Source organism: Nocardioides sp. JCM 18999, from assembly GCF_055391175.1.
In genome coordinates this window covers 3,720,060-3,732,990 of sequence record NZ_AP043887.1, presented here as the reverse complement: position 1 = coordinate 3,732,990, position 12,931 = coordinate 3,720,060, and the positions used below count along the sequence as shown (strand labels likewise).

Here is a 12,931-nt window from a genome sequence, read left to right as displayed (position 1 = left end):
TCACCCCGTTCCCTCGATCAGGTCGGCCAACGCCACCACGAGGGCGGCCGGTGGGTGCCAGCTGAAGACCCCGGTCGGATGCCCGTCCACCACCGGCGTCGAGGCTCCGACCATCCCGCGCACGTAGAGGTACGCCACGCCGCCCAGGTGACGAGCGGGGTCGTAGCCGGGCAGACGCCACGCCAGGTAGCGGTGCAGCACCACCGAGTAGAGGATCGCCTGCAGCGGGTAGTGCGAGTGCAGCATCGCCTCGGCGAGCTTGTCCTGGGTGTAGTCCAGCGCCAGGTCGCCGAGGTGGTTGGTCTTGTAGTCGACCACCACGAACCGGTCGGGATCGCGCAGCCGGAGCACGACGTCGATCGAGCCTGACAGGTAGCCGCGGAGCAGCTGGTCCCCCAGCGCCGGGGGCTCCAGCCGGTCGGCGTAGTCGACAAGCGGGTCGTCGGCGGGCAGGTGGGCGCGCAGCAGCGGCGCCAGGTCACGGACCCGCACCGCCCCGCGCGGGCTCTCCCCGCCGGTGAGCGGGATCTCGAAGTCGAGCTCGCGCAACCGGTCGCTCATCGCGATGTCGACCAGCCGCAGGTCAGCGACCAGCGGTCCGAGCGGCGCCAGGTTGAGCGGCAGCAGCCCGTCGGCGAGGTCGTCGACGCTGACCTCGACCGGCCACCAGCGCAGCTGCTCGGCGATCTGGGTGGCCAGCTCGGCCCGCAGGTCCTCGGCCTCCGGGTCGGCGTGCTCCAGCACGGCGTGAACCAGCGACCCGAACGTGGCCCCCGCCGGCAGCTCGGCCATCGGCGAGACCAGTCCGTCGGTCGCCGCCTCGAGCACCTCGTCCTCAGCGCCGAGCTCAGCCGGCTCGTCGTCCTTCCCGGCGACCACGGGTTCCGAGCCGAGCGTCGGCGCGTGCTCCTCGACCCGGATCAGTCCCGAGTACGACGTCCGCCGCCAGGCCTCGTCGACCGACCGGTCGAAGTCCCGCACCGCCAGCGTGGGCGATCGGCGCGCGACCGCGGCCTCGTCGGCGGGGGCGACCGCGGCGAGCTCGTGCGCGGGACCGCCGAGCTGGGCCAGCGCGGTCAGGACGTGGGCGACGTAGTCGTCCTCGCGCGGCTCGATCCGCAACGGGACCTCGGGGGTGCCGGGCCGGCGTCCGAACAGGATCCGGTGCAGGCCGCTGGACGCGGTGTTCGCCGTCGGCGCCCACCAGGTCACGACCTGGGACTGGGCGCGGGTGAGGGCGACGTACAGGTTGCGGAGCTCCTCGCCGAGCGCTTCGCCCACGTGCGCGGCGACGTGGGTGGTCGCGCCGGAGACGTCGAGCCGACGGATCGCCCTGCCGTCCTCGTCGCGGCCGTGGAACCGGACGATGTCGGGGTCGCGCATCCACTTGTCGTAGGCGAACGGCAGGTAGGTGATCGGGTACTGGAGTCCCTTGCTGCCCCAGACCGTGACGATCTGGACGGCAGCCGCGTCGGAGTCGAGCCGGCGGGGTCGCTCCGAGGCGGCGGTGCGACGCCGCTCCTCGCGGAACCACTCCAGCAGGCCGGTCAGCCCGAACCCCTCGCGCACCTGGACGTCGTGCAGCAGGTGACCGAGGTGGCGCAGATCGGTCAGCTGGCGGTCGCCGTCGCTGGTCGCCAGCACGCGTGCGCTCAACCCGCGCTCCTCGGCGACCTCGACCAGGGCGGCGACGCCGCGACCGCGCAGCACGATCCCCCACCCGCGCAGGGTGTCGGCGACGTCGGCGGTCAGCGTCTCCCCGCCGGCGACCAGGTCGGCGGCGCTGGACCCGAAGAACGGGGTCAGGGCGGTGGCGCGGACCAGGTTGGAGCGGTGCGGCGACTCCAGCGACTCCAGCAACGTCATCCACGCGTCGGCGGCCGGGGTCTGGAAGACGTCGCCGCCGCCGGACATCACCGCCGGTATCCCGAGCCGGTGGAGCTCGTCCTGGACCAGCTTGCCGTGGTCGCGGACCGAGACGATGACGGCGATCTGCCGTGCCTGCAGGGGCTTCCCGTCCCAGGTCGCGCCGTCGGCGAGCACCCGAGCGATGTCGGCGGCGCAGTCACGGGCGATGTAGGCCCGGGCCGCGGCGGCGGGGATCAGCCCCTTGTAGAGCCGCTGTCCCTCCCGCTGGACCTGCCGCATCCGCCAGGGCGCGCCGGCCCCCAGCAGGCGGGTGCCCTCGTGGGTCGCACGGATCGGGACCACCGCGATCTCCGGATCGCCCAGCTGCGCCCCGTCGAGTACGACGCCCAGGGGGCGCAGCAGATCGGCGTCGCTGCGCCAGTTGTCGGCCAGGGTGGCCCGCGTGCTGGCCGCGCTCGCGGCGGTCAGGTAGGTCGCGACGTCGCCGCCACGGAAGCCGTAGATCGCTTGCTTCGGGTCGCCGATCAGGATCATCGTGGCGTGCCCGTCGAAGGCGCGCTGCAGCACGGACCACTGCACCGGGTCGGTGTCCTGGAACTCGTCGACCAGCACGATCCGCCAGCGTTCCCGCATCCGCAGCCGGGCCGGGGAGTCCTCGGCGGCGAGCGCCTCGGCGAGCCGGGAGAGCAGGTCGTCGTAGGACAGGATCCCGAGGCGGCGCTTGCGCCGCTCCAGCTCGGTGCGGACCTCGGCCGCGAACGCGACCCGCGCCTGCCCGGCGGTGTCGGCCCCGCCCGGAGCCAGCTCGGCGCACGGGTCCTCGACCGCGGCCCGGCTGACCATCAGTGCGACCTCGCGGGTGAGCGGCGGGACACCGTCGACCTCGCCGTAGTGCCGCAGGTAGAGGTCGTCGACGACCTCGATCAGCAGGTCGTCGACCGACTCGACCAGGGTGGTGGCCGGGTCGCTGTCCCCGGCGACGCCGAGGGAGCGCAGCACGATCTGGCAGAACTGGTGCGTGGTCGCGATGGTGGCGCCGTCGAACCCGGCCAGGGCGTCGGCCAGCCGACGTCGGCCGTCCGCGTCGGGCCACTCCCCGGCGGCGCGCACCAGGTGCTCGCGCACCCGCTCCCGCAGCTCCTGGGTGGCGGCACGACCGAACGTGATGACGAGCAGCTGGTCCAGCGTCGCGGCGCCCTCGGCGACGTACCGGGTGACCAGCTCCGCGACCGCGTAGGTCTTGCCGGTGCCGGCGCTGGCCTCGAGCAGCGTGGTGCCGGTGGGCAGCGGACCGGTCAGGTCGAACGGCGTCGGAGACGGCGTCGGGGTCGGGGTCACCATGAGCCCTGCTCCGCGTCCAGGAGCGGGTTCCAGACCCGGCCCGCCAGCTCAGCCAACCGGGCCGGTTCCGGCAGCGTCCGGGTCTCGCCCCAAGCGCGCACCTGCTCGGGATCGGCGCTCTCCCCGGCGAAGCGGCCACCGGTCCAGTCCTGCCCGGCCTTCATCAGCGCCTCGCGGTCGTCCATGCCGGTGCGCCGGTTGCGGGCGTAGGTGTGCGACGACTTCAGCGGCAGCGGCAGCGGCGTGGTCAGGCCCTCGTCGCGCAGGTCGACCAGGTCACGCAGCAGGGCGCGGGCGGTGTGGTCCAGCGGTCCGAGCTGGGAGCTCGCGACCGCCTGCCCGCGGGTGCCGCCGGCCCGACCGAGGGTGAGCGCGGACCAGGCCCGGTCCTCGTCGGAGGCGGCCAGGGCGAGCAGTCGGATCCAGGACTGGAGCCGGTGGCTGGCGGCGAGACGGCTGTAGTGCACGGTGACGATCCGGTCGCCGTACAGGTCGGTGACGGTGCCCCGCAGCCGCCGTCCGTCGCCGAGGTCGACGTCCACGTCGACCGCCCGCGGGACCGTGCCACCCCGCACCGTGAGCGCCTCGACGGCGATCGGGCGGGCCTTGGCCTCGATCTGGCCGAGCTGACGCCAGCCCAGCCACTTGGGCGGCATCACGCCGCGGCGGAACTCGCGCTGCTTGGCGACGTCGGGCCGTACCCCGCGCAGGATGTCGCCGAGGATCCGGTCGCCCGCACCCCACTTGACCAGGTCGTCGACCTCGACCGGCACACCGTCGGCGAGCGGCTCGACGTCGCGAGGCAGCGCGACGTCCAGGCTCTGCTTGAAGAATCCGCGCACCGGGGAGCGCCAGAAGTCGAGCAGCTCCTCCAGGCTGACGTCCCCGGTCGGTACGACGGCCAGCGGCTCGACCAACAGCGGCGGTGCCGGCGCTCGCACCCCGGCGGCGGCCCGAGCACCGGCGAGCGCGGCCCGGTCGAACGAGAACGCCCGGTCACCGACCAGCGCGCCGGGCTCGAGGTTGCGGGCGTCGAAGGGCTGCAGCGGGTGGTGGACGGTCACGGCCGCGGCGGCTCCGGCCGCGGTCAGGTCGAGGGCGTCGCGCAGCTCGCCCAGCGGCACCGCGGGGGGACGATCGAGCCCGGAGTAGATGTCGGCGCCGGTCCAGGTGACGACCAGGGTGTCGGTCGCCGCGAGGACGGCGTCGAGCAGCAGCTGTCGGTCCTCGGTGCGCAGGTCGCGCTCCCCGGTGAGCGGGGTGCGGGCCAGCAGGTCGTCGCCGTCGAGGGAGCCCACCCGGGGGAAGACGCCGTCGTCGAGACCGAGCAGGACCACGACCCGGTGCGGCACCGAGCGCATCGGGACCAGGGTGGAGACGGTCAGCGAGCCGGTCCGGAAGTTGGCTCGGGTGGGCCGCCCGGCGAGCCGATCGGCGAGCAGGGCCCGGACGTCGGCGAGGCGCAGGTCGCCGCCACCCTCGCTCGCCCCGTGGGCCGCGTCGATCAGTCGACCGAACTCGCGGCCGACCTGGCCGCGCTGCCAGCCCTCGGTGGCGTCGAGCCGGGTGAGGGCGTCGATCCCGTCGAGGAGGGCGGTGAGCCACTGCTCCAAGGGGCGGGTCCCGGTCAGTCCGTCGGCGACCGTGCGGAGCCGATCGACCAGCTCGACCAGCCGTCCGGCGAGGTCGATGGTGCCGCTGCCGACGTCGTCCAAGGGCAAGGTGGCCTCGAGCCAGGCGCCGGAGTCGTCCGACAGCGCGACCCCGCTGAGCAGCCGGTCCAGGCCGAACTGCCAGGTGTTGGCGGTGTAGTCGGCCAGACCGAACGGCTCGCGGTGGGCGGCGTCGAACCCCCACCGGACCCCGGTCCTGGTCGCCCAGTCGGTGAGCTGCTCGAGGTCGTCGTCGCGCAGCCCGAACCGACGGCGGACCGGTTCGGCGTGGGCGAGGTCCAGGACGGCGCCGACCCCGGCCCGTCCGCCCGCGAGGTCGAGCAGGTCGCCGGCGAGGCCGAGCAGCGGGTTGGTCTGGTCCAGGGCTCGGTCGGCGAGGCTGACCCGGAGGCGGTGCGCCGGATGCCCGGCGTCGCCGACGATGTCGTGCAGCCCGAACCCGGCGGCCAGCAGCGGCGCATACGTCTCGATGTCGGGGCACATCACGACGATGTCGCGCGGCTCGAGGGTCGGGTCGTCGGCGAGCAGGCCGAGGATGACCTCGCGCACGACCTCGACCTGTCGGGCCGGCCCGTGCGCGGCGTGCAGCTGCACGGATCGGTCGGAGCCGGCGAGGACCCGACCCTCCTGGGCGCCGACCCGGTTGTGCCGCAGGTCGTCCTGCAACCACCCGAGCAGGGTGGCCGGAGCCTCGATCGGTCCGCCCACGGCCCGGTCGTCGGCCAGGGTCGGGGCCAGCGCACCGAGTGCACGCTGCACCTCCCGCACGTCGCGGCCCAGCGTGGCGAGCAGCGGATGGCCGACCAGCTCGTGGGAGCGGTCCTCGGCCCGGGGCACGACCCCACCGGCGCCAGCAGCACCCCCGGCACCCAAGCCGGCACGCAGCGCGTCCCACAGCTCTGCCGAAGGGTGCGGCAACCAGAGGTGGACCTCGCGGTGCATCCCGAGTGCCCCGATCAGCTCGATCTCCGGGGCCGCCAGTCGGGTGTGACCGAAGAGTGACACCCGGGCCGGGAGGTCACCGGCCGGCCCGTCGGCCAGGTGGGCCAGCACCGCCTCCTGCCGGGCGTGCGGGGGCAGCACCGGCACCCGGGTGAGCAGTCGGCGCCAGAGCTCGGGCTGCCAGGCCAGGTCGGGCGGCACCTCGCCACCGGCGCCGTCGCCCGATCCGCCCGCGGTCCAGTCGGCGAGGAGCTGGGGTCGTTGGCCGGCGTACGAGGCGAAGAGCCGGGCGAGACGGCGGGCCAGGGCCAGGCGACGACCCGCGCGCAGGTCGGCCTCCTCACCCGTCCGGTCGCGGCCCAGGTGGCGGGCGAGGGTGAGGGCCCAGGCCTCGTCGAGCGAGGCGTCGAGGGTGGCCAGGACCTGCCAGGTGAGCCGGTCGGGCGCCCAGGGATCGTCGTCGCCGGTGCCGAGGATCTCGGCGATCAGGGACGGCGGCGTCCGGAACTCGACACCCGCGCAGATCCCGAGCCGATCGGCCAGACGCTGGGAGAGCCACCGCTCGACACCGCGCGCGGGCACCACGACGACCTCGGTCGCGAACGGGTCAGGCAGCGGCACGGCGAGCAGCTCGCCGAGTCCGTCGGCCAACCGGTCCGTGCGCGCGGCCCGATGGAGATGGACGGCCACGGCTGCAACCTACCGGCGCCCGCCGACGCTGTGCCCCGATGAGGGACGCGCGTCGCTCAGTGGGCGAGCGCGGGGTGCAGCACGCCCGCGAAGATCGGGTCGAGGACCGGGCCGCGGTGGGGCTCGACGCTCGCGAGGCGGACCTCCGCCTGGGCGGCCCGCACGCTGCGGACCAGCATCACCAGACCCCGCGCGCGGCGGGCACCGAAGAGACGGTGCCGCTCGACGACGGGGACCTCCACGATCGTGGCGCCGGCCCGCGCCGCGCGCAGCGTGATCGCCAGGCCCGGACCCTCACCGTCGGTCCACGCGGGACGCTCGCCCAGGGCGAGCCGCGGGCGCTGGTCGGCCCAGAAGGCCAGGTAACCGAAGGCCGCGTCGGTGAGCTGGACCCCGGTACGTCGCCGGGCGACCGCTCCGACGACCAGGCTGGTCAGCGAGTCCATCAGGGTCGCCTCGGCCGAGCCGGCACCGGGCAGGAACCGCGAGCCCTTGGCCACGTCGGCGCCGGCCACCAGGGCGTCGACGAGGGTCGGCAGGGTGGCGGGGTCGACGCTGCCGTTGAGCGGGAGGGTGGCGATGATGTCGCCGCTGGCGTGGGCGACGCCGGTCGCGATGGCCTCGGCACGGGACGCACCGACATGGGTGAGGACGACCGCGTCGGGGACCGCTTCGCGGACCAACCGGGGGGTGCCGTCGGTGGATCCGGCGTCGACGACGATCACTTCGTGCACGGTCGGCAGCTGCCGCAGCACGAAGCGAGCCTTGATGGCCTCATTGAGCACCGGTACGACGATGCTCACCCGAGGCCCGAGAGTGTGCCTCATCGGATGTGTCCCTCCTGGGTCGTCCATTCCCGGTCCCCACCGGAATGTTCAACTCATCCAGGGTAAAGGGCCTGCGAAGCCGCCGGGACCGACGTCTCGGCCGGTTTGGGACCATCGGTGCAGGTCAGGAGGCCATCTCGGGACCTTCGCCCTGAGTTCACGCCGGGCGGTGTGAGTGTCGTCACATCATCCGGCGGTCGTGCCGGAACTGCACGATGGAGACCACGATCAGGGTCAGGGCGAGCACGCTGGAGAGCACCAGGCTGACCCCGGTGCCGACTCCGCCGACCAGCCACCAACCCTCGTCGAGGGGCCACCAGTCCGGGGCTTCGGGCCCGACCAGCCAGAGCACGCCGAGTGCCCCCAGGCTCAACGCGCCGAGCACGGAGACGGCGATGCGGGGGACGGTGGCGACACTCTCGTGACCGACCTGGCGGGCACGGATCCGCATCGGTTCGAGGCGCTTCTCGGCCCACTCGTACTGCTGGGACAGGAGAGCGAGTCCGGCGACGAGCATGATCAGCCCCGGGCCCGGCAGCACCAGCGCGGCGAGACCGACGACGACGAGGATCCAGCCCACCGTCTCCAGGACCAGCCGCTTCACAGGAGCGAGGTTAACCCCGGCCGGGTGAGCGGCGGGGCGGAGAGACGTCGTCAGAAATGAAGTGTTCCCCTGGAGTCTCGGGTCTCCAGGGGAACGTGAACGACGATAGCAGCGGAAATTGGCCCCGATACCGACTTCGCAGAATTTTTTTCTGATCTGTTTCCGAGTGCGACGTCGCTCGTGGATCAGACGTTGAAGCGGTCGCCCTCATCCTTCGGCCGCGTGGCGAACCAGGCGATCAGGATGATGAACCCGATGCACGGGATCAAGTAGATCAGCTGCCACCACCCCGACTTGCCGATGTCGTGCAGGCGCCGAGACCCGATGGCCAGGCTCGGGACGACGGTGGCGAGGATGAAGACGAAGTTCAGGATCGCGAAAGCGTCGGCGGCCTGCTCGAGCACGGTCAGCGCGATGCTGATCAGTGTCAGGACGAGGAAGACGTACCAGTATTCCGAGCGACTGGCCCGGCCGGAGAACGTGCCGTACTTCTGGAAGAAGCGGCCGACCGCCTCCTGCAGGCTCGCGGCCCTCAACGGTTGGCTCAGGTCATCGGCGGACGGCGTGACAGGTGACTGCGGAGCAGACATGGGGAGATCTCTCTTCAACGATTGAAATATGGCACCGAAGGTTAGAACAGGCAGAGGCCCTGCGCTCCCAGAATGGGAGTGCAGGGCCTCTCGCGGGGTGCGGTGCTGAAGATCAGGCCTTGTCGAGGGCGTCGGCCACGCGACGGTGGGCCTCCCAGATCTCCTCGGGGAGCGTCTCGAACTGGGCCAGGTGCTCCTCGCGGAACTTCATCTCCTGGCGCCAGCGGTCAGCGTCGATGCTGAGCAGCTTGGCGAGGTCGTCACCCACGAAGTCCATGCCCTCGAGGTTGAGCTCGTCCGCCGTGGGCAGCACGCCGACGGCGGTCTCGACACCGGAGACCTCACCGTTCTTGTACTGCAGCAGCCAGAGCAGCGCGCGGACGTTGTCGCGGTAGCCGTTCCACAGGAAGTGGCCGTCCTGCGGGTCGCGCTGGAACCAGTTGACGTGCGCGAAGATCGGCTTCTCGGTCGCGGCGTTGATGATGTCGAGCCAGTGCTTGGCGTAGTCACCCTCGGCGTAGGCCATGAAGGGGCGCATCGACATCGGGTCGTAGCGCAGCTGGCCCTCGACGCCCTCGGCGGCGAAGGTCGCCTCGGCGCCGAGCGTCAGACCGTCGTAGACACCCTCGGCGACGTCGTTGATCGCGCGGATCAGCGGCTCGCGGTCGCGGGTGCGGCCACCGAAGATGATCGCGTCCACGACCACACCGGCCGGGTCGTTGTAGTCATCGGCAGCGTTCGGGACGTTGGCGATGGTGGTGGTGAAGCGGCTGTTCGGGTGCGCCCACGGGTCGCCGGCCTCGTCGCTGATCCGGTCGGCGATGCGCTCGCCCTTCCAGTCGATCCAGCCCTCGAGGTCGTCGGGGTGGTGCTTGGTCTTGCCCTCCCACCACACCTCCTGGGTCTTCTCGTTGTAGGCGACGTTGGTGAAGATCGCGCCGGAGCCGGGGACGATCGCCTCGACAGCGCCGGGGTTGGTGGCCTCGTTGGTGTCCTTGGCGACACCGAAGACGCCGTTCTCCGGGTTGAAGGCGTAGAGCTTGCCGTCGTCGCCGACCCAGATCCAGGCGATGTCGTCGCCGTAGAAGGTGACCTCGTAGCGGTCGCCGAGGGCGTCCGGGGAGAGCGTCATCGAGAGGTTGGTCTTGCCCGAGGCGGACGGGAAGCCACCGACGACGTGGAACGTCTTGCCGGTCTCCTTGTCCTTGATCCCCAGCAGCAGGAACTGCTCGGCGAGGAACTTGCCCGAGGCGCGGCCGTCGTAGCAGGCCTGGCGCAGGCCGTGGGCGATCTTGCCCAGCAGTGCGTTGCCGCCGTACGACGACCCGTAGTGCAGGATCGTGCGCTGGTCGGCCACGGTGGCGAAGAGACGCTGGTCGTCGGCGGTGCCCTGACCCAGGTTGGGCAGGTCGCCGGTGACGTGCACGGCGCGGACGAACGACTCCGGCTGCGCGAGGTTGTTGATGTAGTCGACGCCGACGCGGGCCATCCGGATCATCTGGTTGACGACAGGACGGCAGTCGGTGAGCTCGACACCCGCGGCGTACGCCTCGAGCGGAGATCCGGCCGGAGCCATCAGGTAGGGGATGACGTACATCGTCTTGCCGGCGCTCGCGCCGGTCATCTTCGCGGTCTGCGCGGCGACGACCTCGTCGGCGGGCTGCCAGTTGTTGTAGGCACCCTTGTCGGCCGGGTTGCTGGTCGCGACGACGGTGCGCTCCTCGGAACGCGCGGTGTCCTTGAAGTACGAGCGGCTGTAGAAGCGACCACCGGAGACGGGGAGCAGCTCACCCGCGTCGAGGGACTCCTGAAGCAGGCGTGCGTCGTCGGAGGCACTGACGACCTCGACCCGCTCGGCTCCGGTGATTCCTGCCCAGTGCGTCACGAACTCGCGGACGTGAGGGTTGGTCAACCCTGCGTCGTCGAGCACCTTCAACACGTTGTCCACGTCCACCATCACATGTCCTTCACAGTCGCACGGCCCCTCGCAAGGGGCCGTGTTCGTTCGCCGTCGGCTGCGAACGTTCCCGGCACGCTACCCGACCTAACGACGCTGTTGGGGGGGCGGTGCAAGGCCCAGCGTGAGGGGTTTATCACGTCGGAAGCGAGTGGATCGATCAAACGTCCACTTAGGTCTTCGGAAGGCCCCGGAAGGCCTTCTGAGCAGGGAAGATTCGGCCTCTGGCTAAGGTTGAACAGAGGTGGTCGCACCCAGCGATCACGCACGGTTGACCAGGAGGATCGGTGGAGGTCGAGGAGACCAAGCTGCCCGGGATCGGGCTGCGCCATGACTTCATGACGGCTGCGGGAACGCGGGTCGGAGTGGTCTCGACCAAGTCCGGCGCGCGGCACCTGGCCATCTACGAGAGCGACGACCCGGACTGCGTGGACTCCAGCATCGAGCTCACCTCCGAGGAGGCGAGCGTGCTCGCCGAGCTGCTCGGTGCTCCCCGCGTGATCGAGCGGCTCGCCAAGCTGGCCGAGCAGGTCGAGGGGCTGCAGACCGCCGGGGCCCGGATCGGGGCCCTGCTCGCCGGCCGCCCGATGGGTGAGGCCGCGATCCGCTCGCGCACCGGCGCCTCGATCGTGGCGGTCTTCCGCGGCGACGACGTGACCCCCTCCCCCGCTCCCGACTTCGAGTTCCGCATCGGCGACAAGGTGGTGATCGTCGGCACTGAGGACGGGGTCCGCAACGCCTCCGCGATCCTCGAGGCGTGACCGCCCTCGTGACCGTCCGATGAACCACGCTTCGTGAACCACACCGCCCAAGTCCTCGTCGAGCTCGGCGCCGTCCTCTTCACCCTCGGGGTGCTCGGCACGCTCGCGGCCCGGATCGGGCTCTCCCCCATTCCCCTCTACCTGCTGGCCGGACTCGCCTTCGGCGAGGGCGGGCTGCTCGACCTGCAGGCACCCGAGGGGTTCTTCGACACCGGCGCCGACATCGGCGTGATCCTGCTGCTGCTCCTGATCGGCCTGGAGTACACCGCGGCCGACCTGGTCGGGACGCTGCGCACCCAGGCCCGCACCGGCGTGGTCGACCTGATCCTCAACGGCCTGCCGGGCGTGCTGTTCGCCGTGCTCCTCGGCTGGGGACCGACCGCGGCCGTGGCGATGTTCGGCGTCTGCGCGATCAGCTCCTCGGGGATCATCTCCAAGGTCCTCAGCGACCTGGGTCGGCTCGGTAACCGGGAGACCCCGACCATCCTGGGGATCCTCGTGCTCGAGGACCTGGCCATGGCCGTCTACCTGCCGCTGGTCACCGCGATGGCCGCCGCGGCCGGCGGCTGGGGCACCGTGCGGGCGGTCTCGATCGCCCTCGTCGTGCTGGCCGCGGTCCTGCTGGCCGCGCTGCGCTACGGCAACCACATCACCCGGCTGGTGTTCTCCGACTCCAACGAGGTGATGCTGCTGCGTCTGGTCGGGCTCGCCCTGCTCGTGGCCGGCCTGGCCGAGGCGGCGCACGTCTCCGCCGCGGTCGGTGCCTTCCTGCTGGGCATCGGACTCTCCTCCGACGTGGCCGACAAGGTGCACACCCTGCTGGAGCCGCTGCGCGACATCTTCGCCGCCGTCTTCTTCGTCTTCTTCGGACTCTCCGCGGATCCGTCCGTGGTGGCCAGCGCCTTCCTTCCGGGCCTGGCCCTCGCCGTCCTCGGTGTCGGCACCAAGCTCGCCACCGGCATGTACGCCGCCCGCCGGGCCGGCCTCTCCCCGCGCGCCGGGATGCGTGCCGGCGCGACCCTGGTGCCGCGCGGTGAGTTCTCGATCATCGTCGCCGGGCTGGTCGGGGCGGCGGTCACCTCTGAGCTGATCCCCACCGTGACGGCGTACGTCCTGATCCTGGCCGTCGTCGGACCGTTGGCCCCGCGCCTGCTCGAGCCGCTGGCCCGCCGGTTGCCCGCCACGTCCGCGGGGTGGACTACGTGGCGGCTGCGATCAGCTTCGTGAGCTGATCGCGCATCGCGGTCAGCTCCTCGATCGGGAGCGCGAGCCGGTCCACGATCGCGGGTGGGATCTCGAGGGCCCGCTGGCGCAGCGCGCGGCCCTCCTCGGTCAGCACCACGGCCAGGGCGCGCTCGTCGCGCGGGTCCCGCTCGCGGCGCAGGTAGCCGACCGCCTCGAGCCGCTTGAGCAGGGGCGACAGCGTGCCGGGGTCGAGCTGGAGCACCGCGGCCAGGTCGCCGACCCGACGCGGCTCGGACTCCCACAGCGCCAGCATCACCAGGTACTGCGGATGGGTCAGGCCCATCGGTTCCAACAGCGGTCGGTAGCAGGCGATCACGCTGCGGGAGGCGACGGCCAGGGCGAAGCAGACCTGCTGCTCGAGGGCCAGGGGGTTCTCCGGGAGCCCGGTCGGTGCACTGGTCGCCATGTTGCGAGTGTACCAATGATTGGGGT

Annotated in this window: 9 protein-coding genes; 2 read left to right on the top strand and 7 right to left on the bottom strand. The window is 71.9% G+C overall.

Translation table 11 applies throughout. From position 1 onward, the window contains the following. The 6 genes from ACZ5J1_RS18430 to ACZ5J1_RS18405 all read right to left on the bottom strand — a co-directional run bounded on the left by ACZ5J1_RS18430 (position 1) and on the right by ACZ5J1_RS18405 (position 10,493). Complete coding sequence (locus tag ACZ5J1_RS18430; RefSeq protein WP_464561168.1) at positions 1-3,210, bottom strand: UvrD-helicase domain-containing protein; 3,210 nt, start codon at positions 3,208-3,210, stop codon at positions 1-3. Then, positions 3,204-6,515 (bottom strand): exodeoxyribonuclease V subunit gamma, encoded by a 3,312-nt coding sequence (gene recC, locus ACZ5J1_RS18425; RefSeq protein ID WP_464561166.1) that lies wholly within the window; start codon positions 6,513-6,515, stop codon positions 3,204-3,206. Before recC ends, ACZ5J1_RS18430 begins: the two co-directional genes overlap by 7 nt. A 56-nt stretch (positions 6,516-6,571) precedes the next feature. Continuing rightward, a complete protein-coding gene (locus ACZ5J1_RS18420) occupies positions 6,572-7,318 on the bottom strand; it encodes a glycosyltransferase family 2 protein (protein ID WP_464561164.1) in 747 nt (248 codons plus the stop codon). Positions 7,319-7,523: 205 nt separating this feature from the next. After that, the gene (locus tag ACZ5J1_RS18415) at positions 7,524-7,946 is read right to left on the bottom strand and encodes a PGPGW domain-containing protein (RefSeq protein WP_464561162.1); all 423 of its coding nucleotides are present in this window, start codon (positions 7,944-7,946) and stop codon (positions 7,524-7,526) included. 185 nt (positions 7,947-8,131) lie between these two features. Further along, a complete protein-coding gene (locus ACZ5J1_RS18410) occupies positions 8,132-8,536 on the bottom strand; it encodes a DUF805 domain-containing protein (RefSeq protein WP_464561160.1) in 405 nt (134 codons plus the stop codon). Between the two features lie 112 nt (positions 8,537-8,648). Next, a complete protein-coding gene (locus ACZ5J1_RS18405) occupies positions 8,649-10,493 on the bottom strand; it encodes a phosphoenolpyruvate carboxykinase (GTP) (RefSeq protein WP_464561158.1) in 1,845 nt (614 codons plus the stop codon). 287 nt (positions 10,494-10,780) lie between these two features. On the opposite strand from ACZ5J1_RS18405, the gene ACZ5J1_RS18400 reads away from it, so the two are divergent. Beyond that, the gene (locus ACZ5J1_RS18400; RefSeq protein WP_464561156.1) at positions 10,781-11,254 is read left to right on the top strand and encodes a cation:proton antiporter regulatory subunit; all 474 of its coding nucleotides are present in this window, start codon (positions 10,781-10,783) and stop codon (positions 11,252-11,254) included. Positions 11,255-11,287: 33 nt separating this feature from the next. Continuing rightward, on the top strand, positions 11,288-12,481 hold the full coding sequence (locus ACZ5J1_RS18395; RefSeq protein ID WP_464561154.1) for a cation:proton antiporter: 1,194 nt from the start codon (positions 11,288-11,290) through the stop codon (positions 12,479-12,481). Here the strand turns inward: ACZ5J1_RS18395 and ACZ5J1_RS18390 are convergent. Continuing rightward, positions 12,453-12,905 (bottom strand): MarR family winged helix-turn-helix transcriptional regulator, encoded by a 453-nt coding sequence (locus ACZ5J1_RS18390; protein ID WP_464561152.1) that lies wholly within the window; start codon positions 12,903-12,905, stop codon positions 12,453-12,455. The genes ACZ5J1_RS18395 and ACZ5J1_RS18390 overlap by 29 nt on opposite strands. Positions 12,906-12,931 lie beyond the last annotated feature (26 nt).